The organism is Salinisphaera dokdonensis CL-ES53 (assembly GCF_040361215.1).
GTDB classification, from domain to species: domain Bacteria; phylum Pseudomonadota; class Gammaproteobacteria; order Nevskiales; family Salinisphaeraceae; genus Salinisphaera; species Salinisphaera dokdonensis.
Map to the genome: position 1 here is coordinate 86,060 of NZ_APND01000001.1, position 25,329 is coordinate 111,388.

Here is a 25,329-nt window from a genome sequence, read left to right on the forward strand (position 1 = left end):
CGGACTTCGATCGATGATTCTGTCTTTCGCTGTCTTGTAACCGCGTACCGGGCGCGGCTGTCTCTATCCTTCGGCGGCGCGGTCGGCGCCGTTCCTGCGACTGCCCGGGCGCGCCTGATCCACAGCGCTCATGAAATCGCGGATCTGCTGCGCGTCCTTGATGCCGGGCGCGCTCTCCACACCGCTGCTGACATCCACTGCATACGGCGCAAAGTGCTCTATGGCTGCAGCGACGTTCCCCGGGTTCAACCCGCCCGCGACGATGGTCGGCATGTTCGGAAGCTGAGCCTGACTGTTCCAGTCGAAGGTCTTGCCGCTGCCACCCGCCGCGCCGGCTCGGTTCGCATCAAGCAAAAGCCCTTGGGCGTCGTGGTAATGGTCGGCCCAGGCAGCGAGGTCGATCGCCTCCTCGCCCATAGGCACGGCCTTCATGTAGGGCCATGCAAAACGACGGCAGAACTCCGCGGTTTCGCGACCATGAAATTGCAGGGCATCGGGGCGCAGCTCATCGAGCACGGCTTGCACATCGGCAGCAGCAGGCTCGAGGAAAAGCGCGACACGGGCCACGAATGGGGGCAGTTCTTCGCTGATGCGTCGCGCGGTCGCCATGGAAACAGCCCGCGAGCTATCCGGGTGAAAGACCAGCCCGATCGCGTCCGCGCCCGCGTCTACAGCCGCTGCCGCATCTTCGGTCCGTGTAATTCCGCAGATCTTGACCCGTACTCGTTTCATCTGCCGTCGCGCTCGCCGCTCGACTCTTTAGCCAATGCGTCAGTTTACCAGCCGTCGTCATCCAGCGCCGGGGGCGGCAGCTCGAAATCCGGGCCGTAGTGCACACGCCGGAGCGAAAGCCCCTGGGCCGGCGCGGTCATGCCCGCACGCCGCCGATCGCCACCGGCAAGCAGCTCAGCGACCCAGTTCCCATCGTTTTGCCCACGGCCGACCGGCAACAAGGTGCCCACGATATTGCGAACCATGTGATGCAAAAACGCGTTCGCATGCACGTCTAGGCGCAGCCAGTCGCCTCGCCGCGACACATCGCAGCGACTGACTTCACGCCAGGGCGTCTTCGCCTGACAGGCGGCTGCTCGAAATGCACTGAAATCGTGGCGCCCCACTAAATGCTGGGCCGCCGCGTGCATGGCTTCGGCATCGAGCCGGTTATGCGAATGGAACGCGCGATTTCGCCATAGCGCGCTAGGCGCCGTGCGATCGAGAATCCAGTAGCGGTATTCGCGCGCAATCGCGCCAAAACGCGCATGAAAGGTCTCGGGCACCGGAATCACCCATTGCAGGGCAACATCGTCCGGCAGATACCGATTGGTACCCAGCAACCACGCGCGTTCACTACGTTCTGCGTCGGTATCGAAATGCACGATCTGGCCCTGGGCATGAACGCCCGTGTCCGTACGGCCGCTGCATATCGTGCGCACGGGTCGGTTCGCGAGACGGGCCAAGGCCGCTTCGAGCGTATCCTGCACGCTCGAGGCATGAGGCTGACTCTGCCAGCCGTGATAGCCCGAGCCGTCGTACTCGACACACGCTGCCCAGCGCACTACAGGCTGTTCAACAACTCTTGTGCGGTTGCGCGCTGCTCGTCGCTACCGTCGTTGATGGCTTCCTCGAGCAGCTCGCGCGCGGCGGAGTAGTCTTCCATCTCGATGTACATGCGCGCGAGATCGAGCCGCACTTCGACCGGATCGGCCGAATCCTCGCCTTCGCCCTTGGGCTCACTGTCGTCGCCGAGATCGAACTCGCTCGTGTCGATCGGCTCGATGTGCGATGGCTTGTCCGATTCGTCCTGGATATCCGCTGAAGACGTGTCGAGATCGAACGCCATACCCGGGTCCTCGCCGCGATCGTGCTCGCGCTCGCGCTCGCCGCCGGTATCGATCGCCTGGTCCTGCCATTCGAAACCGCCGTCGCCGCCGAGGTCATCGGCGCCGGGGTCCCGCGACCCCTTCGGCTTATCGTCTAACGTGCCCTCTGGGAGATCCCAGCCTTCCAGCGTATCTCGTGATGGGGCGTCGCTGGTTTCCGGTTCGTCCTCTTCCAGCGAGAAGAAACGGTCGGCGTCGTAATCTCCGGCGAGAGCGACCGTGTCATCAGTCGACTGCTTGTCCTCGAGCCCGGACTCGAACTGGGCAATGATCGACTCCGCAGAATCCGGTGACCCGCTGTCGGAGGCCGGTCCGTCGATGGGCGCCGGCGTTTCGTCGGTACGGCGAGTACCAAAGCTGAAGCGCGGATCTTGCGGCAGCAACACGCGACCCATGGTGGCAACACCGGCCCAGCGTACGCCGCTCTCACGCAACGGCTCGCCGAATCGCGCAACATTCTGTGAAAACGACTCACTGTCACCCGCGACATAATCGAGTTCGAGCCGCTTATCCTGGAGCGCGATATCGCTGGGATAAACGCGCAGCCCTTCTTCAAGCCCAGCGCGCGCGTCATCAAATAAGCCCAGCTTTATCTGTCGATCCGCTTCCTGCACGCGCAGTGCTGGCGCTAGGGCTTCGTCGCCGGGAAGCGGCTCGGACGCGGCATCAGTATAGACCGGAGCCAAGAATTCTTCGGAGTCGACCGGCGCGCCGTGCGCCGGCTCGTTCTCTGCCTCAAAATTCAACGGCACCGGCTTGTACTGGCGCCGGCGATTCCAGATCAGCAACGCTACCAAGAGCAGCAAACCGGCCCCTAGAAGAAGCAGGTTGCGCGGCTGCAGCAAACCACTCGCGTCGCCGGTATAGGCGACATCCTGGTTTTCGCTGGGCAACGGCTGGTAAGCCTCGTCCGAGTCCGCCGCGGGCACGGCGGGTTCAATCATCGACGACGAAGCATCGTCAGATGCGGCGACGCCATCCGTGGTATTTGCCGTATCGGCTGCAGCCTCGGGAGTCTCGAACTCGACCGTCGAGTCGGTCTCCGTATCGGGCTCAGCGATCTGCGGCTCGGCACCGGTGTTCGCGGAGAGATCCGCCACGTCACGGGTGGCCGCGTCGCCGTTGCCGCTGGACACCATCGGGTCGGCGTCAGTCACGCCATCGGCCCCGGCTATCGGCTCTGCGACCGTCGCGCCGCCAGTCGCAGAAGTGTCCTCGTTCTCTGCCGAAGCGACATCGCTTGCTTCGCCATCGGCGTTTGCGCCGTCCGCCTGTGTCTTCGCTGGGAAGTCGGGAACCAGTAGGCGACCAAATCCGGCCGTGCCCACGACACCGCCGCCAGAGCCATCACCACCTATGACGCGCGGCGCTTCGAGACGTAGGCGTGCATCGGTCGTGGCGGGTGGCGCGCTGGCATTCGCGAGCGTGCGGCTTTCCGCGTTCTGGGCATCTGCCACAATCTGTGTTGCCGCCTGCTGGCGCTGTTCGCGTACGGCGGCGCGCGCCGCAGCCGAGTCGATTGCACGAATGCGCTCGGCCGGGGGAATCGCAAGCATGGCGCCGCGCAGCAGCACGTTCATGTTGTCACTGAACGCTTGCGGATTGTTGCGATAGATCGCCACCTGCATTTGCGCCAGCGTGGTATTCGTCCGGCGCACGCGGTTGGCAATGCGTGACAGCGTCTCGCCGGACTGAACCGGCCCATACTCGTCGGCCGTGGGATCGACAGCCGACGAAGACGGCGTCGCGCGCGGCGAGGCCGGAGGCGCGGCCTGCGGGGTCGAAGTACGTGCGGTGGTTTGCGGCACCGCCTGACTCGTCGCGGGCGGCGACGATGTCGCCGGTGCCGCGGGCGCCCGCACGGGCGGATCGAGTAACACCGTGTATTCACGCAGGGCGCGCCCGGCGCCGGTATCGGCCTCGATCAGAAAGCGCAGGAACGGCTCGCGGACCGGGCTGGCTGTGGTCAGCCGTACACGCACCTGGCTGGCCGAATCACCATCGGCGGTCGTCACTCGAATACGGTCAGCGAGCGCGGAACGTTCGATACCAAAACGCTGGAACATGTCGACGCTGGCCATACGCACATCCAGCGCGGCTTTCTCTTCGGGACTGAGAGCGACCAGATTGATGGTGGCATCGAGCGGTTGATTGAGCGCCGAGTGGACGCGGATCGCGCCAAACCCTAGGGCAGAGGCCACCCCGGCCTGGCACAGCAGAACAAGGACAGCCGCGCGCCGCAGCCTTCGCCTGATTAACGAGCTAAATTCGAGCACGACGCCTGCGTATCCCCCTGGCTCCGACCTGCACGCCGGAAACATGCCGGGATGCAGATCGGCGCGACCCCTCGCTCGTGGCGGCCGCGCCCTTAGATTTTGATTTTAGATGTACTTCTCGATGAGCTTTTCGGCGATCTGCACGCTATTGAGTGCAGCGCCCTTGCGTACGTTATCGGCAACGACCCAGAAATCCAGACCGTTTTCGTGAGAAATATCTTCACGAATACGCGAAACGAACACGTCATCGTTGTTTGCGGCGTCGGTCACCGGCGTCGCATAGCCGCCCGGCTCACGCGTATCCAGTACCGTGACGCCCGGCGCAGCACGGAACAGCTCGGTTGCCTTGGCAGCAGAAACCTTGTCGCGGGTTTCGATATGCACGGCTTCCGAGTGGCCGAAGAATACGGGTACACGCGCCGCAGTGGGATTGATGCGGATGTTCTGATCGCCCAGGATCTTTCGGGTCTCCCAGACCATCTTCATCTCTTCCTTCGTATAACCGTTGTCTAGAAAGACATCGATATGCGGCAAGGCATTGAAAGCGATCTGCTTCGGATAGGCTTCCGGCTTCGCGATTTCCTTGCCGTTGAGCAGGCGCGCACTCTGGTCGGCCAGTTCGCGGATGGCAGATGCCCCGCTACCCGAAACCGCCTGATACGTCGCGACGTTGATGCGCTCGATATAGGCGAAATCGTGGATCGGCTTGAGTGCCACGACCATCTGAATGGTCGAGCAGTTCGGGTTCGCGATGATGCCGCGGTTGGTGTAATCGCCGATCGCTTCGGGATTCACCTCGGGGATCACCAGCGGCACGTTCTCGGCCTGGCGGAAATGCGAGGTGTTGTCGATGACGACACAGCCTGCTTCCGCGGCTTTGGGCGCGAACTCTTCGGAGATCGAGCCGCCAGCCGAGAACAGGCCAATCTGAACCTGCGAGAAGTCGAACTCGGCGAGATTCTGGATGGTGACGTTCTTGCCCTTGAACTGGATCTTCTTGCCAGCCGAGCGTTCGCTGGCTAGCGGATAGATATTGCGGATCGGGAAATCGCGCTGCTCGAGAATCTTGAGCATGGTTTCGCCGACCGCGCCGGTGGCGCCTACGACGGCAACATCATATTCCTTGGCCATTTAGATACCTGATCTGGTTCCAGAAAGTAAGTAATAACGGGATTTAGCGTAGCATATCGACAATCGCGCCACCCATCTCCTGGGTGCTGGCGATCTGTTTCTCGTCGTCCATGATATCGCGAGTACGCAGACCGCGATCGAGCGCATAACCGACCGCATTCTCGACCTTCTTGGCCAGATCCGGCCGCTTGAGCGTGTAACGCAGCATCATCGCGACCGACAGGATCACTGCCAGCGGATTCGCGACATCCTGGCCCGCAATGTCCGGCGCGCTGCCGTGTACGGGCTCGTAAAGCCCCTTGCCGTTGGCATCCATCGAGGCCGACGGCAGCATGCCGATGGAGCCGGTCAGCATCGCCGCGGCGTCGGAGAGCACATCGCCGAACAGGTTGCTGGTGACAACGGTGTCGAACTGCTTGGGCGCGCGCACCAGCTGCATGGCCGCATTGTCGACGTACATATGGGTCAGCTCGATATCCTCGTACTCGCGGCCGAGCTCGTTCATGACGTCGCGCCAGAGCTGCGAGACGTCGAGCACATTGGCCTTGTCGACGCTGCACAGACGGCCGCCGCGGGCACGTGCGATGTCGAAGGCGGCACGGCCAATGCGCGAGATCTCGCCCTCGTCGTAACGCATGGTGTTGAAGGCTTCGCGCTTGCCGTTGGCGTTCTTGTGCATGCCCGAGGGCTTGCCGAAATAGATGCCGCCGGTGAGCTCACGCACGATCATGATGTCGAGACCGGCCACGATATCGCGCTTGAGCGCCGATACGTGCGCCAGCTGCGGATAGAGAATCGCGGGTCGCAGGTTGGCGAACAGGTCCAGCTCGGCGCGAAGCCGAAGCAGACCCGATTCCGGACGCTTGTCGCGGGGCTGATCATCCCACGCCGGACCGCCGATCGCGCCGAACAGAACAGCGTCTGCGGCACGTGCCGCCTCCAACGATGATTCCGGCAACGGATCGCCGGTTGCGTCGATGGCTGCGCCGCCGACAAGCGCTTCTTCCAGCATTATGTCGAGGCCGTGGTCGGTCGCCAGCGTGTCGAGAACCCGGACTGCCTCGCGGCAGATTTCCGGGCCGACGCCGTCGCCGGGCATCACAAGAATTCGTGCAGTCATGAACTGGGTGTCCTTATCAAGTCGACGGGCAGTTGAAGATGCGCCTACAGGTCACGGAAAAGCCACGGCTTTTCCTCTGCGCGGCGCGCCTCGAACGCCCGGATGTCGTCGGCATGCTGCAGCGTCAGCCCGATATCGTCCAGTCCGTCGAGCATGTTCTTGCGCCGGTAGGCATCGATATCGAAGGTGTAGGACTGCCCGCTTGGCAGCGCGATACGCTGCTCGACGAGATCGACACGCGCAGTCAAACCACGCTCGTCGCCTGCGGCCCTGAAGAGCTCTTCAATCTCTTTTTCTTCCAGAACAACAGGTAGCACGCCGTTCTTGAAGCAGTTGTTGTAGAAGATGTCGGCAAAGCTCGGGGCGATAACGCAGCGAAAGCCGAAGTCCTCCAGCGCCCATACCGCGTGTTCACGTGAAGACCCACAGCCAAAGTTCTCTCGGGCAAGCAGAATACTGGCCTCGCGATAAGGCTCGTTGTTCAAAATGAACTCGGGATTCTCGCGACGGCTGCTGATTTCGGTTTCGAGCCCGCCTTCATCGAGATAACGCCAGTCGTCGAACAGATGCGGCCCGAAACCGGTGCGCCGTACCGACTTCAGGAACTGCTTGGGGATGATGGCGTCGGTATCGACATTGGCCCGGTCGAGCGGCGCGATGATGCCGTCATGAATAGTGAATGCCTGCATGATTCGCTCTCGATATCGAAAAGTTGGTTTGATTCAGACCGGCTTGTGCGCGTCGAAACGCAGCCGGACATAGGGCACGGTCCACTCGCCGCGAGCGTTGCAAAGATCCGGCTCAAGTCGTGCGCGCACTGCGGCGACGTAGGCATCCCGCTCGACGCCGGCGTCGAATGCCTGGACGAACGGGCCGGCCAGCGTGAAGAGCCAGTCGGCCATGTCGCCTGGCAGCGGCGTCGGCCGCTCGAAACACTGCTCACGTCTAATCGCGAAACCAGCGCTTTCCAGTTGTTTTATATAGTTTTCCGGCTTCGGAAAGAACCAGGGGTCGAGGACTGATGGATCGCGTCCGCGAGCCTGCGCCTCCGCGATCAAGGCGTCGTGCACAGGCGCCACGTTGCCGTGCGCACCGAACTCGGCCACAAAACGACCACCCGGACGCAGCGCGCGCGCCACGCCATCAATGACCGCCTGGGGGTCGTCGCGCATCCAGTGCAACGCAGCGTTGGAAAAGACCGCATCGAATTTGCCGTCGTAATCCAGCGTCTGACCATCGCCCTGCACGGCCTCGAAGCCGTTCTCGCGCATGGCGCCGACAAAAGCCGGGCTGCGATCGAACCCGACCACCTGCGCGCCGTGCTCTGCTATCACACGGCTCAGGACGCCGTCGCCGCAGCCCAGGTCCAGAATCCGTTCGCCGGACTGCGGCGCTAGCCAATCCACCAGCGACCGCGCCAGCTCGGGCACGAAATGCGCGTGCTGCGCATAGCCGTCGGCATCCCAGTCATCAGCAATTGTCGACGCGGCACCCATCACGCACTGACGTCGAGTTCGCGGATATCCACGAAATGACCATGGACCGCGGCCGCGGCGGCCATTGCCGGGCTCACCAGATGGGTACGCCCACCCTTGCCCTGGCGGCCCTCGAAATTCCGATTCGAGGTCGAGGCACAGCGCTCGCCGGGCAGCAGGTTGTCGTCGTTCATGCCCAGACACATGGAACAGCCCGCATCGCGCCATTCAAAGCCTGCGGCCTTGAAGATCACGTCCAGCCCTTCCTTCTCGGCCTGCTGTTTCACCAGACCGGACCCAGGCACGACCATTGCCAACTGGATATTCGGCGCGATATGCCGGCCTTCCAGATATTTGGCGGCGACGCGCAGATCCTCGATGCGCGCATTGGTGCACGAGCCGAGAAAGATCTTGTCGAGCATGATCTCGGTGATCGGCACGCCCGACGTGAGATCCATGTATTCCAGCGCCGCGCGCCAACCCTCGGCCTGGGTGTCGTTCGCCGCGTCCGCGAGAGCCGGTACGCGGGCACTGACCGGCCCGACCATCTCCGGCGACGTGCCCCACGTCACCTGCGGGGCAATCTCGGCCGCGTCGAGCACCACAACAGTGTCGTATTCGGCGTCGTCGTCGGACACCAGCGTGCGCCAATAGGCTTCCGCCGTGTCCCAATGCTCGTCGCTGGGCGCATAGTTGCGGCCGCGCATGTAGTCGATGGTGTTGTCGTCGACCGCGACCATGCCCGCACGGGCGCCGGCCTCGATCGACATGTTGCAGATGGTCATGCGCCCTTCCATCGACAGGGCGCGGACCGCTTCGCCGCCATATTCGATGACATAACCGGTACCACCCGCGGTGCCGATCTTGCCGATGATCGCCAACATGATGTCCTTGGCCGAAATGCCCGGCGCGACCTGGCCGTCAACACGCACCAACATGGTCTTGGCGCGCGCCTGCGGCAGGGTCTGGGTGGCCAGCACATGCTCGACCTCGGACGTGCCGATACCGAAGGCGAGCGCACCGAAAGCGCCATGGGTAGCGGTATGCGAATCGCCGCAGACGATGGTCATGCCCGGTTGGGTCGCTCCCTGCTCCGGGCCGATGATATGCACGATGCCCTGACGCGGGTCGCCGAGACCGAACAACCGAATACCGTGGGTATTGCAGTTCTTCAGCAGCGCATCGACCTGGGCGCGCGAGATGGTATCGGCGATGCCGCCGGCGCGGTTGATCGTGGGTACGTTGTGGTCGGGCACGGCGAGATTGGCATTCACGCGCCATACCGGCCGACCAGCCAAGTCCAGCCCTTCGAAGGCCTGCGGCGATGTGACTTCGTGAACCATATGGCGATCGATATAGAGCAGCGCGTTGCCGTCTTCTTCGCGCACCAGATGTTCGTTGAAGAGTTTTTCGTACAGGGTCTGACCCATGACTGCCTCCTGACTTTCGATCGCGGCAGATTAAGACCGTGCGGTCGATTACTCAAGTGAATCTTTCGGATATAATCAATTACCATTCGGCATTTATTGGTCTGCCATGCAAACCGATGCGATCCGCGCATTCGTCGCTGTCTGTGATCTCGGCTCGTTCCAGGCCGCGAGCGAAGCACTGCATCTGAGCCAGCCGACCATCAGCAAGCGCCTCGCGAGCCTCGAACAGCGGTTGGGACATTCCCTGTTCGACCGCGTCGGCCGCGGCGTGGCGCTCACCGAAGCAGGCCGCGCCTACCTGCCCCACGCCCGTGAACTTCTGGCAGTGCTCCAGGATGGGCGCCGGGCGCTGGATAACCTGGGCGCCGAGGTAGCTGGCGTATTACGACTGGCCTTGTCGCATCATGTCGGCCTGCACCGCATGCCGGGCGTGTTGCGCGAGTTCGTCTCGCGCTATCCCGGCGTCGAGCCGCAGATCGTGTTCGTGGATTCGGAAGCCGCCTGCCGCAGTGTCGCCAACGGTGAACGCGAACTGGCCGTTATTACTCTACCGACGCCCGCGCACCCGGCGCTGGTCGAAGACTGTATCTGGCCAGACCCGATGAGCGTTTTCGTCGGCCATGATCACGAGCTGGCGAAACGCAATCAGGTCGTGGCAACCGATCTCGCGCCCCACGCCTGCGTGCTGCCGCCGGTCGACAGCTATACCTATCAGATCATTGCGCAGGCGCTCGCCGCACGCGATGTACAGGTCGCACCGCACATGACCAGTCATTACCTGGAAACCCTGCGCATGCTTGCCGGCGTGGGGATCGGCTGGACGGTATTACCGACTTCGATGGATCACCCGGAACTGGTACGCCTGGAACTGCCGGAGCTCGTCATACGGCGCCGGCTCGGCGCGATCCGCCATCCGCGCCGCAGCTTGTCGAATGCGGCACGCGCTCTGCTGTCGTTACTCGATCAGGCGCGCGTGCCGGCGTAGCGGCGGGTTCTCAGCTTTCGCGCACGATGCGCCAGCCACCGTCTTCACGCACCAGCGTGACGCGTTTGCGCTCACGGTCCTCGTAGGTGTTGGACTGGTAGTGCTGGTTGAAGCTGGCCTGCGCACGGTCCGCACCAAGCAGGCTGACCTGCAGGTCGCTCACTTCGACCTTGATCCAGGCCGGCGCGCCTAGCGACTGACGCCGGCTACGGACCCAGTCGCTCAGCGAGGTGCCGCCACGCGGCTCGTAGTTGTCGCTGTACGCGTTCAGATAGCCGCCGATATCCTGTTCTGACCAGGCAGCCGCCCAGTCGCGCAAGGCGCTTTCCACAGACTGGCGGGCCTGCGCCTCGCTCTCGGCCTGCATCTGGGCAGGCGCTGATCCGGCCGGCGCGCTCTCAGTGGACTCGCCGGCCATCGCCACTTCTGCCGCCTGGCCCGACCCATCGGCCTCGTCCTGCGGCGGTGCCTCACTCGTCGGCGGCGCCTCGCTGACGATTTGGCTGTCGACGCTCTCGGTTTCCGCCGGCGTGGCCTGCTTCGCAACCGTGAACGCGACGTCATCGGCTTCGCCTTCGCGCAGGATCTGCCAGCCGTCAGCCGTCTCGCCGAGGAGCAGCGCCTTGCGCTCCTCGTCCTGGTAGGTATTGGACTGATAGCGCTGAGTAAAGGACACCAGCGCCTGTTCACCGCGCCGCTCGATCGACGTGTTGCTCAAACCGATATCGATACGCGCGGGCGCACTGACACGGTCACGCCGCTGGGCAGCCCATTGCGAGCGGCTCATGCCGTTGCCTGGCACGAACGCATCGCCGTACATCGACAGATAGCCGTTGACGTCCTGCGCCGACCAGAGCTTGGCCCAGGTCTGCAGCGTCGCCTGCGGCGTACTCGTGTCGACTGCCACCTTGGCCTGGGCGTTGCGTGTGACGTTCGGCACCGCGGGCGGCGTGGGCTGCGTGGGCTGCGCCTGCGACGAGGAACCGCCGCCGGCATTCATGCCGCCGCCAATGAACTCGGCCAGTTGCTGACTCTTGGCGCGCGCGATCGCGTTGTCGCTCTCGAGTTCACCGGCGCGGCTATAGGCACTCTGGGCCATCGCGACATAAATATCGCCGAGATTCTCTTGTGCAGGCCCGTGTTCCGAGTTGAGCTCGACCGCCTTTTCCAGCGCCTGTTGAGCACCATCCAGATCGTTGTTTCGCGCGCGCAAAACACCGAGATTGTTCCAGCCCTCGGCCATATCGGGGTTGTTCTCGACCAGCGCGTTGAACACATCAAGCGCGCCATCGGTATCGCCATTGCGTGCCAGCGCCAGCCCCTTTAGGAAACGCGCCTCCGCGTCGTTCGGCGACTCTGCCAGCACTTCGTCGAGCGCCTGGACGGCAGCCGCAAAATTATTCTGCGCCAGCGCCTGACGAGCGCTCTGCATATCAGCATGTGCGATACCGCCTGCCAGCGCGGAAACAATGAGCGCCGTGGCGGCCGTGGTCTTGATTCTGGTGGTCATCGAAACTGAATCCCCCGAGCGATGTTCTGATCCGATCATATTATGCCGTGTCGTCATCAGCTTGCGACGCAAACGAACGCCAAAGCCCTAGTCGCGCTCAGCCGCGATTGGCGACAGCGTGTTCTGGACGTCGGCGTTCTGCGCGCGATGCCGCAGCGCATGGTCGAGTAGCGTAAGTGCGAGCATAGCTTCCGCGATGGGTGTCGCCCGCAGACCCACACAGGGATCGTGCCGCCCGGTGGTGCGCATCTGCGTGGCATTGCCCTGGGTGTCGATAGTGTCACCCGGAATGATGATGCTCGAGGTCGGCTTGAGCGCCATGCTCGCGCGAATGGTCTGCCCGCTGGATATACCGCCCTGGATGCCACCGGAATGGTTGCTTGAAAAGCCTTCCGGCGCCATCTCGTCGCGATGTTCGGAGCCGCGCTGGTTGACCACCGCAAAGCCGTCGCCAATCTCCACGCCCTTGACCGCATTGATGCTCATCAGCGCCTTGGCGATTTCCGCATCCAGGCGATCGAAGACCGGCTCGCCCCAGCCCGGCGGCACACCGGTGGCGATGACGTTGATACGCGCGCCGATCGAGTCGCCGTCCTTGCGCAACGCGTTGATGTAGTTCTCGAGCTCTTCCAGCCGTGCCGGCTCGGCGCAGAAGAACGGATTCTGGTTGGCGGCATCGAGATCGTCGCAACCGAGCGTGAGCGGGCCCATCTGCGCGAGATAGCCCTGAATACGGACGCCGAAGCGCTCGGCCAGGACCTTGCGCGCGACCGCGCCGGCCGCTACACGGGTTGCCGTCTCTCGGGCCGAGGAGCGCCCGCCACCGCGATAGTCGCGGATGCCGTACTTCTGCAGGTAGGCGTAATCGGCGTGGTTGGGCCGGAACACGTCCTTGATCTTGGAATAGTCACGCGAGCGTTGGTCGGTGTTCTCGATGATCAGGCTGATCGGCGTGCCCGTGGTCTTGCCTTCGAACACGCCGGAGACGATACGCGCGGCGTCGTCCTCGCGGCGCTGAGTGACATAGCGCGACGTGCCGGGCTTACGCCGATCCAGATCGGCCTGCAATTCCGCCTCGCTGATCTCGATGCCCGGCGGACAGCCGTCGATGATGCAGCCGATCGCCGGCCCATGGCTTTCGCCAAAGGTGGTGACCGTGAATCGTTCGCCCCAGGTATTGCCAGCCATAGTCTTCTATTCCGTGGTCTCGAGCTGCGCCGCAACCCAGGCGCGCAGGTCCTCCGCTTCGAGCACGCCCACGCCGAGCCCGCCGCGTTCCAGTTCGACCCATGTTATCGGCAGATCGGGATGGGCCTGTTCCAACAGAAAGGCGCTGTAGCCAACTTCAAGGACGAGCAGTCCGTCCTCGCTGAGATAATCGCAGGCATCGAACAGCAATCGCGTGACCAGTGACAGGTCGTTGGTGTTGCCGTGGAAGGCGAAACCCGGCTCATGCAGGTATTCCGGCGCCAGGCCTTCCCATTCGTCGCGGGTGACGTACGGCGGATTGGTAACGATCAGATCGAACCGTTCGGCAGGCAGCCCGTCGAACAGATCTGCCTCGACATACTCCACCTGCGGGCCGATATCGTGCTTGTCGCTGTTGATACGGGCAACGTCGAGCGCGTCGCGACTGGCATCGGTAGCGACCACGCGCGCTTCGGGAAAAGCCAGCGCACAGGCGATGGCGATAGCCCCGCTGCCCGTACACAAGTCGAGGACGGAAAGCGGCTCCCGGTGGCCGAGCCAAGGCTGGAACTCGGTCTCCACCAGCTCTGCGATCGGCGAACGCGGCACGATCACTCGTTCGTCGACAAAGAACTCGAGCCCGGCGAACCAGGCTTTCTGCGTTATGTAGGCAGCCGGTTGGCGACTATCGATACGACGCTCGATGATCGCGACCACGGCACGGCGCTCATCCGGCGTGAGCGTGGCATCGAGATAGACATCCGGCATGCTCGGGTCGAGACGCAGCGTATCGAGCACCAGATGCGCGGCCTCGTCGACCGGGTTATCGCTGCCGTGGCCGAACGCCAGTCCCGCGGCGGCGAACTGCGACGCTCCCCAGCGGATATAGTCCAGCACGCGAGTGAGCGTGCTGACGATCTCGTTGCGTTCGTTCTCCGTCATACCTGCTCGTTGTCTGGCGACATTGTTTTATTTAATTCCGGCCCTTGGCGCTCTTTGGAAACACGCCTGACAGCGCGCGTCTAGACCACAGAGCGGGCCGAGGCGCAGCTAGGATAAACCACCTGAGCACTTTGCGTGCCGCCACCGTAGCGCTACGCTGCGCGCATCTATCGAGCGACCCCTTCTGCACATGACCTCGTCCACCTCGGCCAGCTTTGCTGACCGCCTGTTCGCCGGCCTGCTCTGGCTGCTGCCCACTCGGGCTATCTCGCGCGCTGCGCATTCTCTGGCGCGCTCGCGCATGCCTTGGCTGAAGCAGCGGTTGATCGACGCGTTCATGCGGCTCTACCCGGGCATCGACATGGCCGAGGCCGCCCAGCCTGACCCGAAGGCCTATTCCAGTTTCAACGCGTTCTTCACCCGCGCGCTCGCGCCCGGCGCGCGGCCGATGCCGGTCGATCGTGAACAGATTGTATCGCCCGTGGACGGCACGCTCGGCGCTTTCGGAGACGCCACCACGGGCATGATCTGCCAGACCAAGGGCATGGCCTACGACCTACGCACCCTGCTGGGGGGCAGCGAAGCCTGGTCGGCCGCTTTTCTGGGCGGGCGCTATGCGACCTTCTACCTCGCACCGGACAATTATCACCGTGTTCACATGCCGCTCGACGGCTGCGTGCGCGAAATGCGCTACGTTCCGGGACGCCTTTTCGGCGTCAATCCGCGCTGCGTGCGCGCCATTCCGCGTCTGTTCGCCCGCAACGAGCGCCTGGTCACGCTGTTCGATACGGCGGTGGGGCCCATGGCCGTGGTCATGGTCGGCGCGTTCATCGTAGGCGGCATCCATACCCGCTGGGCCGGCCAGATCTGCCCGCCCCATCGCCCCGCGCCACGTGACGAGAGCTTTGCCGATACGGCGCTCGAGCAGGCGTATTACGCACGTGGGGAGGAAATGGGCCGCTTTTCGATCGGCTCGAGCGTAATCCTGCTGTTCGGCCCTGGCGCCCTGGCTTGGCAAGACGGTATCGAGAACGGGCAGAAACTGGTGCTCGGGCAATCCATCGCGCGGCTTGGCAGCGGCGCTTAGATACGGACTCGGCAGCCTGTAGCGCTAGCGCCGCATCCAGTCGAAGGCGAGCACCGGCGCGAGGGCATCGAACCCGCACGTCAGCGCCAACAGGCGATCGACGCCCAGGGCCACGCCTGCACAGCGCGGCAGCCCCGCATCCATGGCGGCCAGCAGTCGGTCATCGCGCGGGGTCTCCGGCGCGTTTGCCTTGGCGCGCAGACGGTGCTCGCGATCCATGCGCTCACGGGCGAGTGCTACGTCCGTGAGCTCCTGGGCGCCGTTGGCCAATTCCACGCCCTGCCAGAAGCACTCGAAACGCTCCGCGATACGTGGATCATTGGCGCGGGTTTCCACGAGCACCGCGTCTTCCGCCGGGAACCCGGTCACGCAGATGGGCGCATCGCGGCCGAGCGAGGGCTGCACCGCCAGGCTCATGATCAGATCGAGCCAGAACGCGCGATCGCTGCGGTCCTCGACCGTATGCGGCGCGAGATCCTGATGGATTGCCCACGCGGCAAGTTGCGGTGTGTTGCTGGTAATCGGATCGAGGCCGGTAACCGCCTCGAATACGTCGCGATAACGACGGCGCGGCGCGCAGGTCAGACCGGTCACAGCACCCATCAGCGCTTCGGTTTCGTCGATGATGTCGGTCACCGTCGCTTCCGGGCGGTACCACTCGAGCATGCAGAACTCGGGGTTATGCCAGCGTCCGGCTTCGCCGGCCCGAAACACGGGCCCGAGCTGATAGATCGGCCCCGAGCCCGCGGCCAGCAGGCGCTTGAGCGCATGCTCCGGGGACGGCACGAGATGCCCTGCCGATTCGACTACGAACGTATGCAGCCCGCGTTCGGACGGCGCCGCAGAACTGATCAGCGGCGTATCGACCTCGAGCACACCGCGCTCGGCCATGAAGGCGCGCAGGTCGCCGCGCAGACGCGCGCGTCGTTCGAGCGTGGGCCAGCTCGCCCCGGGCCGCCAGTTTTCAGCCGACACAGGGCACTCGATGCATCAGCTTTCGCTGGCGCGCGAGACGTACTCGCCCTTGCGGGTGTCTACCTTCAACGTCTCGCCTTCTTCGATAAAAAGCGGTACGCGCACCACTGCACCGGTTTCCAGCGTGGCCGGCTTGCCGCCGCCGCCTGAGGTATCACCGCGTACACCGGGGTCCGTCTCGGTCACGGTGAGGATCACGAAGTTCGGCGCATCGACCTGCAACGGCGTGCCGTTCCAGAGCGTTATGCTGCACATGTCCTGGGCCTTGATCCATTTCGCCGACTCACCGACGGCGGCCTCGCCTGCCTGATACTGCTCGAAGCTGTTCGGCTCCATGAAGTGCCAGAACTCTCCGTCGTGATAGAGAAACTGCAGGTCGAGATTGAACACATCGGCCGCTTCAACGGTATCGCCGGACTTGAAGGTCCGCTCGACGACACGATTGGTCTTGAGATTGCGCATCTTCACGCGGTTGAAAGCCTGGCCCTTGCCTGGCTTCACGAACTCATTCTCGACGATGTTGTACGGATCACCGTCAATGATGATCTTGAGTCCGCCCTTGAACTGGTTAGTGCTGAACGTGGCCATAGAAGCTTGTTTTTGCGTGAATGAAATCGCGCGCAACTGCAATTCGCGAAGGTTGGCGCGGCGAGGGTAGCGCTCTACACTGCGTGGCATGCATTCTGCAATTGCCGAGTCGATGCGCGTACCAGCCGTTGATCGCGTCAGTCTATCGCAAAGCGACGGCGGCTGGCAGCAGGCGATGCGTGGCGCCATCACCGACGTGGATACGCTTTTCGACCTGCTCGCCCTGCCCGAGCGCTATCGCGAACCGGCACGTCGGACCGCCGCCGGATTCGGGCTTCGCGTGCCGCGCGGCTACGTGGCGCGTATGCGCCGCGGCGATATCGACGACCCGCTGCTACGTCAGGTCCTGCCGATCGACGCCGAAAATGACGTCGTTCCCGGGTTCGACATCGACGCAGTCGGCGACAGCGACAGCGCGCTGGGCGACGGCGTACTGCACAAATATCACGGCCGCGCGCTGCTCGTGACCACCGGCGCCTGTGCCGTGCATTGTCGCTACTGCTTTCGTCGGCACTTCGACTACGCGAGCCAGCACGCGGGCGCACGACAAGGCCATGCTGCACTCGACCACATCGCGGCCGATACCAGTATTCGTGAAGTCATTCTTTCCGGTGGCGACCCCTTGTCGCTAAGCAACCAACGACTGGCCGTGATCGGCGCCGGCCTCGACGATATTTCGCACGTCACACGGCTACGCATACACACGCGTACCGCAGTGGTCCTGCCAGAACGTATCGACGATGCCTTCGTGGACTGGGTGGCCGGTCGCCCTCAGCAGTGCGTCATTGTCATCCACGCGAATCACGCACAGGAACTCGACGAAGCCGTGGCACAGCGCATGGGCCGACTGCGCGAGGCGGGCGCTACCCTGCTTAACCAAGCCGTGCTGCTTCGCCGCGTGAATGACGACGCTGAAACACTGGCTGCGCTGAGCGAGCGGCTCTTCAGCATCGGCGTGATGCCGTACTATCTGCATATGCTCGATCGCGTAGCGGGCACGGCCCATTTCGAGGTCGACGAAGCGGCGGCAAAGCAGCTGATGACAGACCTCGCCGGCCGGCTTCCCGGGTATCTCGTGCCGCGGCTGGCGCGGGAGAACGCCGGGGAACAGGCCAAACAGGTGCTCGGCCATAGCGCCGAGGCGACGGGCTTATGAACTCATGAGTGCACAGGGGACAGGATTGAAGCAGCAGACCACAGCACCGTTGCCGCCGCCCGGCACCGGGGTCGGCAAAACTCTTGGCGTATTGGCGATCACCGCAGAGGATGAACTGCTCGCGACGATTCGGCAGGCGTTGGACGACGACAACGACCCAGTCGATCTGGTGCATTCGGACGATCCCACCCTGCTCGCCGATGACGGGCTGGTATCCGGCATCGCGCTTGTTGTTCTTCACTGTCACGCAGACACCACCCGCGCGACCCGCGAACTGTCTCTGGTAAGCGGACTGGCCGGTGCGGCGCCGGTAATCATGTTGGATACCGGCGATGCAGGCCTCGACCACGCGGCTGCCATCGAATCCGGTGCGTGGGACCTGCTTTCGCCGGCCAGCGAGGCGGAGTTGCGCCTGCGCTTGCGCCAGGCGCTCGAGGTCGGACGCGTACGCGCCGAAATGCTCGATGCCGCCCAGCGGTTGAACCAGACCCAGCGCCGGCTGGATGTTCTTCTCAGCCAGGGCCAGGATGCGCGCGCCACGCTTGTGAACCATCGCGTGGCCGATCCGAGTCCTGCATTCGCACGAATGATCGGCGTGGACGACATTGACGCCGCGCGCGGCATCGACATGCTTGACCGCGTTGCACCCCACGACCGGACACGTTTTTCCGAAGCACTGGAACAGGTGGCGACCGAGAATTCGGACACTGCACTCGTATTCGATATCACCACCCACCTGAACCACCGCAAGTCGCTACGCGCCCTGCTGAAGGCAGGCGTGGCCGAGAAGGCCGACGAACAGCGTACGAATCTGGTGCTCCAGTCGGTCGATAGCGAGCAGCGCGCCGCCGATGTCGCGCGCGGCCCTGCGATGGACGGTCGTATGGCGCTGCACAATGTGCTCGCACAGACCGTCAGCCGTACCAAGGAATGGGTGCTGGGCCTGGTCTTCGTGGCGATCGACGAAATCTCGTCGTTACAGGATCAACTCGGTCCGGCCGAAAGCGACTTGCTCTTGCAGGAGGTCGGCCTCTATCTGCTGCAGGCGCTACGCGGCGAGGATCGCGTCTTCCGATTCGGCGCCGGCGAATATGTGTTGCTCGTCGAGCGGAACTCTGCGGCCGAAATCGACGATTTCGCGCAGCATCTACATAACTCGCTCGCCGACGAGGTATTCGGCGACGATCGCCGCAGTGCCAGTCTCTCGACCAGCCTTGCGCACTGCATATTGTCGGGCGGCGCCGCACAGAACGACTCCCGCCTGCAGCTGCTCATGGATACCGTCTACGAGATTCGCGAGGACGGCGGCAACGCCATCAGACGATGTCAGACGGAAACCGCTGCGAGCGCCGATTCAAGTGACGACGATGCCTGGGCCGCCCGACTGCGAGAAGCCTTGACGCAGGATCGATTCAGTCTGGCTTATCAGGGCATCACGAGCCTAGCCGGCGACAGCCAACCCTACTTCGACGTGCTGCTTCGTTATGTGGATGATGGCGGATCGCTAGTCCGCCCCGGCGAATTCCTACCCGCTGCCGAACAGGCGCGGTTGATGCCCGATATTGATCGATGGGTTGTGCAGCGCTGTATCGATGTCATCTGGCAACAGCGGGCAAGAGACGCACATATCGCGCTGTTCGCAAAACTGTCGCCCGCCACGATCGAAGACGCCGAAGGTTTCATGGCCTGGCTGAACGCAGCCGTGCAAACACGCGAGATCACGAAACGGAACCTGATCTTCAGCTTCCGCGAGGACGACGTCCGCACGCAGACGCGGCTGGCGCGCGAGTTGGCCGACGCGCTCGAGGCTGCGGGTTTCCGCGTCGCCTTGACGCACTACGGCAGCACGCCCAAGGCCGTACAGGTACTGGACCGCATGCCTGCGTCGTTCATCAAGCTGGCACCGGACTTCGCGCGCCAGATGATGAGTCGGGACGAAGACGAACGCCTCACGCACATCATCGCCAGCGCGCGCGAGCGCGAGATTCCGCTGATCGCGGAACAGATCGAGGACGCCAACAGCATGGCGCGGCTCTGGCAGGCCGGCGTGAATTACGTGCAGGGCCATTTCATCCAGGAGCCGGATACCGAGGCGCTGGCCCAGGCTGACAGCCAGACGCTTTAGCCGCTACGCGGCGCTGATACGACTGCGCCCCGGGGCCACACGTAGCCCCGGGGCGGTCGCGATCGGTATCAGGCTTGCTGGGCGCGTGCGTTCTCGAGCGCGGCGATGCGCTCCTCCAGCGGCGGATGGGTCATGAAGTAGCGCTTGATGCCCAGCCCTTTCTTGCCGGAAATCCCCAGCGCCTGAATCTGATCCGGCAGTTCGGTGGCGATCGCCCCGCCCTGCAGACGGCGCAGCGCCGCGATCATCTTGGCCCGACCGGCCAGATGCGCGCCGCCGGCATCGGCCGAGAATTCGCGCCGACGCGAGAACCAGAACACGATCATGCTCGCCAGCACGCCGAGCACCATCTCGGCAAAGATCACGGTCATGAAATAGCCGATGCCGTGGCCGCGCTCGTTGCGCAGCACCATGCGATCCACGATATGCCCGATTACGTGGGCGAAGAAGAATACGAACGTGTTCACGACACCCTGGATCAGGGCCAGCGTCACCATGTCGCCATTGGCGATATGGGTCACTTCGTGGCCGATCACCGCTTCGGCCTCGTCCTGTTTCATCTGCTGCAACAGGCCCGTGGACACGGCGACCAGTGCCTTGTTACGGCTCATACCGGTGGCAAAGGCGTTCATGTCCGGCGAGTCGTAGATCGCCACGTCAGGCATGCCGATACCCGCCTGACGTGCGTGGCGCGTCACTGTCGCCACGAGCCAGTTCTCCATGGCGTTCGAAGGCCGCTCGATTACGCGCGCACCGGTCATGCGCTTGGCCATGAACTTGGACAGCGCCAACGAAATGAGCGAACCGCCCATACCGAAAACAGCCGCAAAGATCAGCAGGGAAGGCAGGTCGAGATTCACGCCCTGCTCGTCCAGCAGGCTCGTGACACCAAACAGCTGCAGAATCACCGACAGCACCACCATGATGGCGATGTTGGTCAGCAGAAACAGAAAGATACGCTTCATCGACGGCCCTCGAATGCCCATGGTTTACTCTGCTTTAGATAGCGGAGCCGGTCATTGGTTTCAAGATACGAGCGCGGGTATTTTTACCGCGCCTGTCCGCGCCCGGCGCGGCGTCCACGCCGCTCCAAGCAGGCGAGATACTCGTCAGCCGCGTCACCGCGCGCGCTGTTGAATGCGGGGCGCCGGCCCAAAGACGAGACCAGCGGCCCCATCAGACCAGCTGATCGCCGCGCTGGCTTACTCGCCGCCCTCGACCGCCAGGGATTGCACTTGCGTGAAGCCCCGCGGCAAGCGTTTGCCACGCGAGGCGCGCGGCCCGCGATAGGCATCCCGGTCCCCGGACTTGAGCGTCATGTGGCGCTTGCCGCTGTAGACGGTCAGTCCGGCGCTCGCCGGCAGGGCCGCGAGCGCGATCACCTGCTCATCTTTCTTTACAGAGATCAGCTTGTTGCCCTTGCCCTTCGACAACTCGGGCAGTTCACCCAGCGGCAGGCAGAGCAGCTGCCCTGCACTAGTCACAACACAGACCTCGGGATCCTCTCCAGCGATCGTCACAGGCGAGAGCGCGTCTGCGGCCTTGCCGACGGACAATGCCGCCTTGCCGCTCTTGTTACGGCTGCTGATATCGCCAAGCGTGGTGGCGAACGCATTGCCCGCCGAGCTTGCCAGCACGCAGCGCGTGCTCTCGTCGCCCAGCGCGACGCCGACGAAACGCGCGCCATCGGCAGGGTTCAGGCTGCCGGTGAGCGGCTCGCCCTGGCCACGTGCCGACGGCAGTTTGTGCGCCGCCAGTGTATAGCTGCGCCCGGTCGAGTCCAGCACGATCAGTGTCTGGTTGCTGCGCCCGGCAGCATGGGTCAGATAATCATCGCCGCTACGGAAATTCAGCCCGGCAGCATCCACTTCGTGGCCCTTGGCCGCACGAATCCAGCCCTGGCGCGACAGCACCACGGTGATCGGCTCGCTGGGCAGCAGGTCCGCTTCGGACAGTGCCTTGGCCTGGCCTCTCTCGACCAGGCGGCTGCGCCGGTCGTCGCCGTATTTCTCGGCGTCGGCCATAATCTCGTCGCCGATGAGCTTGTCGAGCTTCTTCTTCGAGCCGAGCAGTGCTTCCAGCGTCTTGCGTTCGGCTTCCAGTTCTTCCTGCTCACCGCGGATCTTGAACTCTTCGAGCTTCATGAGATGACGCAGGCGCAAATCCAGCACGGCATCCGTCTGCGTGCCCGTCAGCCCAAAGCGCTTCATCATCACAGGCTTAGGCTCATCCTCGGTGCGAATGATGTGGATCACCTCGTCGATGTTCAGATAAGCGACGAGCAGGCCTTCGAGAATATGCAGCCGGTCGAGCACGGCATCGAGGCGATGCTGCAGGCGCCGAGTGACCGTCTGGCGCCGATAGGTCAGCCATTCGCTCAGGATCTCGCGCAGGTTCTTCACCCTGGGTGCGCCGTCCAGCCCGATGACGTTGAGATTGACGCGTACGCCCTTCTCGAGCCCGGTGGTGGCGAACAGATGCGCCATCAGCGACTCGATATCGATCCGGTTGCTGCGCGGCACGATGATCAGACGGGTCGGATTCTCGTGGTCCGACTCGTCGCGCAGATCCGACACCATCGGCAGTTTCTTGGCTGCCATCTGGCCGGCGATCTGCTCGAGGATGCGCGCGCCCGAGGTCTGATAAGGCAGCGCATCGATCACGACTTCGCCGTTCTCGATCGTATACGTCGCGCGCAGACGCACGATGCCGTTGCCCTTGGCATAGAGCTCACGAATCTCGTCGGCGGGCGTGATGATCTCTGCACCGGTCGGAAAATCCGGCGCGGGCAGGTATTCACACAGTGCGTCGAGATCGGCATGCGGATTGTTGAGCAGGTGCACGGTGGCGTCCGCCACTTCGCGGATATTGTGCGGCGGAATATCGGTCGCCATGCCCACGGCAATACCGGTACCGCCATTGAGCAGCACGTTCGGCAGACGCGCCGGCATGGTCACCGGCTCGTTGAGCGTCCCGTCGAAATTGGGTTGCCACTCGACCGTGCCCTGACCCAACTCGGACAACAGCGTCGCCGCATAGGCGGTCAGGCGCGACTCGGTGTAACGCATCGCAGCGAAGGACTTGGGATCGTCCGCGGTACCCCAGTTGCCGTGGCCGTCGATCAACGGATAGCGATACGAGAACGGCTGCGCCATGATCACCATGGCTTCGTAGCAGGCCGAATCGCCGTGCGGATGGAACTTGCCGATCACGTCGCCGACCGTGCGGGCGGCCTTCTTAGGCTTGGAGGCCGCCGACAGGCCCAGCTCGGACATGGCATAGACAATACGCCGCTGCACCGGCTTGAGGCCGTCGCCCACATGCGGCAGCGCGCGATCGAGAATGACGTACATGGCGTAGTCGAGATACGCCTTTTCGGCAAAGACGCGCAGCGGCTGGCGCTCGCTTTCGTGTTCCATCGTGGCGGCCATGGCTTGTGTCGTTCCGAATGTTGTCGAGTAGGTGGCGCTGCAGGCGCCGGATCAGACCTCGGCTTCGTGGCCCTTGGCCTCGAGCCAGCTGCGGCGATCGCCGGCGCGCTTCTTGGCCAGCAGCATGTCGAGCATTTCGTCGACGCTGGTCTCGTCCTCGCTGGCCGTTTCGATACCCAGCTGCACCAGACGGCGCGTATCCGGCGCCATGGTGGTTTCGCGCAGCTGCAGTGCGCTCATCTCGCCCAGACCCTTGAAACGCGTGACGCTGATCTTGCGCTTCTTCTTCTCGTTCTCGAGCCGGCGCAGCACCGCGTCGCGTTCGTCGCGATCCAGCGCGTAGAAGACTTCCTTGCCCGCATCGATACGAAACAGCGGCGGCATGGCCACGAACACATGACCGTGCTCGACCAGCGGCCGGAAATGCTTGACGAACAGCGCGCACAGCAACGTGGCGATATGCAGGCCGTCCGAATCCGCGTCCGCGAGGATGCAGATCTTGTGATAGCGCAGGCGCTCGAAGTTGTCGCTCGACGGGTCCAGACCCAGCGCGACCGAAATATCGTGGATCTCGTTGGAGGCCATGATATCGGCCGGTTCGACCTCCCAGGAGTTGAGGATCTTGCCGCGCAGCGGCATCACCGCCTGGAAATTGCGATCGCGCGCCTGCTTGGCCGAGCCACCCGCCGAGTCGCCCTCAACCAGAAACAACTCGGAGCGAGACGGATCGTCGGTCACGCAGTCGGTGAGCTTGCCGGGCAGCGCCGGGCCGGCGGTCACTCGCTTGCGCTTGACCTTCTTGGCCGTGCGCGCCCGCGCCTGCGCATTGCCGATGATCTGAGCAGCCAGCAGCTCGCCTGTCTCGGCGTGACGGTTCAGCCATAGCGAGAAGCCGTCCTTGACCGCGCTGGACACGAAGCCGCTGATATCACGCGAGGACAGCCGTTCCTTGGTCTGACCGGAGAACTGCGGCTCATTCATCTTCACCGACAGCACATAGGTGCAGCCGGACCAGACGTCTTCCGGTGCGATCTTCACGCCGCGCGGCAGCAGATTGCGGAACTCGCAGAACTCGCGCACCGCTTCGGTCAGGCCGGATCTAAGCCCGTTGACGTGGGTGCCGCCGGCGGACGTCGGAATCAGGTTCACATAGCTTTCGCCGACGCCGTCCATACCCGGTTGATCGGGTGCGAGCCAAGTCAGCGCCCAGTCGACGGTCTGGCTGCCACCGTCTTCGGCCCCGGTGAAGGCCGGGCTGATGATGCATTCGATCCCGTCGAGCGCGTCGGCCATGTAGTCAGCCAGGCCATCAGCGTACTGCCAGACGATGTCCTCTTCGCCCGCCTCATCGACGAAGTGCACCTTGAGATTCGGGCACAGTACGGCCTTGGCACGCAGCAGGTGCTTCAAGCGCGCCGTAGCAAAACGCGGGCTGTCGAAATATTGCGGGTCCGGATCGAAATGCAGTTTGGTGCCGGTCTTGTTCTTGGCACAGCTGCCGATCTCGGTGAGCGCGCTTTCGAGCTCGCCGCCGGCAAAGCGCATTTCGTAATGCGTGCCACCGCGCCAGACCTGGGCGACCAGCGAGGTCGACAAGGCATTGACCACCGATACGCCCACGCCGTGCAGGCCACCCGAGAACTGATACTGCTTGTTCGAGAACTTGCCGCCCGCGTGCAGGCGCGTGAGGATCAGCTCGATCCCGGGCACGCCCTGCTCGGGATGTACGTCGACCGGCATGCCGCGGCCGTTGTCTGACACCGACAACGAGCCGTCCGCGTACAGCACCACGTCGATCTCCGTGGCATGACCAGCCAGCGCCTCGTCGACGCTGTTGTCGATGACTTCCTGGGCCAGATGATTCGGCCGGGCCGTGTCCGTGAACATCCCCGGGCGCTTGCGCACCGGATCCAGTCCGGACAGTACTTCGATATCGGCAGCGTCGTAGCGGCTGGCCATGAGCCCTCGTCATTCAAGAAAGTTGATCGATCGGCGGCGCTATCGGCCGCCGTTGAAATACCCGCCAGAGA

The 25,329-nt window shown here is 63.6% G+C and carries 20 protein-coding genes; 4 read left to right on the forward strand and 16 right to left on the reverse strand.

Going from position 1 to position 25,329, the window contains the following annotated elements:
- Positions 1 to 63 precede the first annotated feature (63 nt).
- The 8 genes from SADO_RS00430 to leuC form a co-directional block, all read right to left on the reverse strand.
- Entirely contained in the window at positions 64 to 732 is a 669-nt protein-coding gene (locus tag SADO_RS00430) for a phosphoribosylanthranilate isomerase (protein WP_353108311.1), read from the reverse strand.
- Positions 733 to 776: 44 nt separating this feature from the next.
- Complete coding sequence (gene truA, locus SADO_RS00435; RefSeq protein ID WP_353108313.1) at positions 777 to 1,556, reverse strand: tRNA pseudouridine(38-40) synthase TruA; 780 nt, start codon at positions 1,554 to 1,556, stop codon at positions 777 to 779.
- A complete protein-coding gene (locus tag SADO_RS00440) occupies positions 1,556 to 4,081 on the reverse strand; it encodes a motility hub landmark protein FimV (RefSeq protein WP_353108315.1) in 2,526 nt (841 codons plus the stop codon). The genes truA and SADO_RS00440 overlap by 1 nt, the downstream gene beginning before the upstream one ends.
- Before the next feature lie 180 nt (positions 4,082 to 4,261).
- Positions 4,262 to 5,287 carry an aspartate-semialdehyde dehydrogenase gene (locus SADO_RS00445; protein WP_353108316.1) on the reverse strand — a complete coding sequence of 342 codons (1,026 nt, stop codon included), beginning with the start codon at positions 5,285 to 5,287 and terminating at the stop codon, positions 4,262 to 4,264.
- 43 nt (positions 5,288 to 5,330) lie between these two features.
- Positions 5,331 to 6,407 carry a 3-isopropylmalate dehydrogenase gene (leuB, locus tag SADO_RS00450; protein WP_353108317.1) on the reverse strand — a complete coding sequence of 359 codons (1,077 nt, stop codon included), beginning with the start codon at positions 6,405 to 6,407 and terminating at the stop codon, positions 5,331 to 5,333.
- A gap of 44 nt (positions 6,408 to 6,451) precedes the next feature.
- Complete coding sequence (gene leuD / locus SADO_RS00455; RefSeq protein WP_353108318.1) at positions 6,452 to 7,096, reverse strand: 3-isopropylmalate dehydratase small subunit; 645 nt, start codon at positions 7,094 to 7,096, stop codon at positions 6,452 to 6,454.
- 33 nt (positions 7,097 to 7,129) lie between these two features.
- A complete protein-coding gene (locus SADO_RS00460) occupies positions 7,130 to 7,837 on the reverse strand; it encodes a class I SAM-dependent methyltransferase (protein ID WP_353108319.1) in 708 nt (235 codons plus the stop codon).
- A 65-nt stretch (positions 7,838 to 7,902) separates the two neighbouring features.
- The gene (leuC, locus tag SADO_RS00465; protein WP_353108320.1) at positions 7,903 to 9,312 is read right to left on the reverse strand and encodes a 3-isopropylmalate dehydratase large subunit; all 1,410 of its coding nucleotides are present in this window, start codon (positions 9,310 to 9,312) and stop codon (positions 7,903 to 7,905) included.
- Between the two features lie 106 nt (positions 9,313 to 9,418).
- On the opposite strand from leuC, the gene SADO_RS00470 reads away from it, so the two are divergent.
- Positions 9,419 to 10,297, forward strand: coding sequence for a LysR family transcriptional regulator (locus SADO_RS00470; RefSeq protein WP_353108321.1), 879 nt, complete (start codon positions 9,419 to 9,421; stop codon positions 10,295 to 10,297).
- 10 nt (positions 10,298 to 10,307) lie between these two features.
- Here SADO_RS00470 and SADO_RS00475 read toward each other — a convergent pair whose 3' ends face one another.
- The 3 genes from SADO_RS00475 to prmB all read right to left on the reverse strand — a co-directional run bounded on the left by SADO_RS00475 (position 10,308) and on the right by prmB (position 13,937).
- On the reverse strand, positions 10,308 to 11,807 hold the full coding sequence (locus SADO_RS00475) for a nuclear transport factor 2 family protein (RefSeq protein ID WP_353108323.1): 1,500 nt from the start codon (positions 11,805 to 11,807) through the stop codon (positions 10,308 to 10,310).
- A gap of 87 nt (positions 11,808 to 11,894) precedes the next feature.
- Positions 11,895 to 12,995, reverse strand: coding sequence for a chorismate synthase (gene aroC, locus SADO_RS00480; RefSeq protein ID WP_353108325.1), 1,101 nt, complete (start codon positions 12,993 to 12,995; stop codon positions 11,895 to 11,897).
- 6 nt (positions 12,996 to 13,001) lie between these two features.
- On the reverse strand, positions 13,002 to 13,937 hold the full coding sequence (gene prmB / locus SADO_RS00485; protein ID WP_353108327.1) for a 50S ribosomal protein L3 N(5)-glutamine methyltransferase: 936 nt from the start codon (positions 13,935 to 13,937) through the stop codon (positions 13,002 to 13,004).
- A 190-nt stretch (positions 13,938 to 14,127) separates the two neighbouring features.
- Here prmB and asd point away from each other — a divergent pair, with 190 nt between their 5' ends.
- Positions 14,128 to 15,024 (forward strand): archaetidylserine decarboxylase, encoded by an 897-nt coding sequence (gene asd, locus SADO_RS00490; RefSeq protein WP_353108328.1) that lies wholly within the window; start codon positions 14,128 to 14,130, stop codon positions 15,022 to 15,024.
- A 24-nt stretch (positions 15,025 to 15,048) separates the two neighbouring features.
- Here the strand turns inward: asd and epmA are convergent, their stop codons facing one another.
- Positions 15,049 to 15,999, reverse strand: a complete 951-nt coding sequence (epmA, locus tag SADO_RS00495; protein WP_353108329.1) for an EF-P lysine aminoacylase EpmA — start codon at positions 15,997 to 15,999, stop codon at positions 15,049 to 15,051.
- Positions 16,000 to 16,014: 15 nt separating this feature from the next.
- Positions 16,015 to 16,587 carry an elongation factor P gene (efp, locus tag SADO_RS00500; RefSeq protein ID WP_353108331.1) on the reverse strand — a complete coding sequence of 191 codons (573 nt, stop codon included), beginning with the start codon at positions 16,585 to 16,587 and terminating at the stop codon, positions 16,015 to 16,017.
- A gap of 88 nt (positions 16,588 to 16,675) precedes the next feature.
- On the opposite strand from efp, the gene epmB reads away from it, so the two are divergent.
- The gene (gene epmB, locus SADO_RS00505; protein ID WP_353108333.1) at positions 16,676 to 17,743 is read left to right on the forward strand and encodes an EF-P beta-lysylation protein EpmB; all 1,068 of its coding nucleotides are present in this window, start codon (positions 16,676 to 16,678) and stop codon (positions 17,741 to 17,743) included.
- Between the two features lie 4 nt (positions 17,744 to 17,747).
- Positions 17,748 to 19,868: an EAL domain-containing protein gene (locus tag SADO_RS00510; RefSeq protein ID WP_353108335.1), complete on the forward strand. Its 2,121-nt coding sequence runs from the start codon at positions 17,748 to 17,750 to the stop codon at positions 19,866 to 19,868.
- Positions 19,869 to 19,936: 68 nt separating this feature from the next.
- Here the strand turns inward: SADO_RS00510 and htpX are convergent, their stop codons facing one another.
- From htpX to parE, 3 genes are all read right to left on the reverse strand, one after another.
- On the reverse strand, positions 19,937 to 20,833 hold the full coding sequence (gene htpX / locus SADO_RS00515; RefSeq protein ID WP_353110039.1) for a protease HtpX: 897 nt from the start codon (positions 20,831 to 20,833) through the stop codon (positions 19,937 to 19,939).
- A 237-nt stretch (positions 20,834 to 21,070) separates the two neighbouring features.
- Positions 21,071 to 23,299, reverse strand: coding sequence for a DNA topoisomerase IV subunit A (parC, locus tag SADO_RS00520; protein ID WP_353108337.1), 2,229 nt, complete (start codon positions 23,297 to 23,299; stop codon positions 21,071 to 21,073).
- Between the two features lie 51 nt (positions 23,300 to 23,350).
- Complete coding sequence (gene parE / locus SADO_RS00525) at positions 23,351 to 25,258, reverse strand: DNA topoisomerase IV subunit B (RefSeq protein ID WP_353108339.1); 1,908 nt, start codon at positions 25,256 to 25,258, stop codon at positions 23,351 to 23,353.
- Positions 25,259 to 25,329: the final 71 nt, after the last annotated feature.

Excerpts from the sequence above, each read along its gene's own strand:
- SADO_RS00430 (WP_353108311.1), bottom strand. The coding sequence starts at position 732 with ATGAAACGAGTACGGGTCAAGATCTGCGGAATTACACGGACCGAAGAT.
- SADO_RS00445 (WP_353108316.1), bottom strand. The coding sequence starts at position 5,287 with ATGGCCAAGGAATATGATGTTGCCGTCGTAGGCGCCACCGGCGCGGTC.
- leuB (WP_353108317.1), bottom strand. The coding sequence starts at position 6,407 with ATGACTGCACGAATTCTTGTGATGCCCGGCGACGGCGTCGGCCCGGAA.
- leuD (WP_353108318.1), bottom strand. The coding sequence starts at position 7,096 with ATGCAGGCATTCACTATTCATGACGGCATCATCGCGCCGCTCGACCGG.
- leuC (WP_353108320.1), bottom strand. The coding sequence starts at position 9,312 with ATGGGTCAGACCCTGTACGAAAAACTCTTCAACGAACATCTGGTGCGC.
- SADO_RS00470 (WP_353108321.1), top strand. The coding sequence starts at position 9,419 with ATGCAAACCGATGCGATCCGCGCATTCGTCGCTGTCTGTGATCTCGGC.
- SADO_RS00475 (WP_353108323.1), bottom strand. The coding sequence starts at position 11,807 with ATGACCACCAGAATCAAGACCACGGCCGCCACGGCGCTCATTGTTTCC.
- aroC (WP_353108325.1), bottom strand. The coding sequence starts at position 12,995 with ATGGCTGGCAATACCTGGGGCGAACGATTCACGGTCACCACCTTTGGC.
- prmB (WP_353108327.1), bottom strand. The coding sequence starts at position 13,937 with ATGACGGAGAACGAACGCAACGAGATCGTCAGCACGCTCACTCGCGTG.
- asd (WP_353108328.1), top strand. The coding sequence starts at position 14,128 with ATGACCTCGTCCACCTCGGCCAGCTTTGCTGACCGCCTGTTCGCCGGC.
- efp (WP_353108331.1), bottom strand. The coding sequence starts at position 16,587 with ATGGCCACGTTCAGCACTAACCAGTTCAAGGGCGGACTCAAGATCATC.
- epmB (WP_353108333.1), top strand. The coding sequence starts at position 16,676 with ATGCATTCTGCAATTGCCGAGTCGATGCGCGTACCAGCCGTTGATCGC.
- SADO_RS00510 (WP_353108335.1), top strand. The coding sequence starts at position 17,748 with ATGAGTGCACAGGGGACAGGATTGAAGCAGCAGACCACAGCACCGTTG.
- htpX (WP_353110039.1), bottom strand. The coding sequence starts at position 20,833 with ATGAAGCGTATCTTTCTGTTTCTGCTGACCAACATCGCCATCATGGTG.
- parC (WP_353108337.1), bottom strand. The coding sequence starts at position 23,299 with ATGGCCGCCACGATGGAACACGAAAGCGAGCGCCAGCCGCTGCGCGTC.
- parE (WP_353108339.1), bottom strand. The coding sequence starts at position 25,258 with ATGGCCAGCCGCTACGACGCTGCCGATATCGAAGTACTGTCCGGACTG.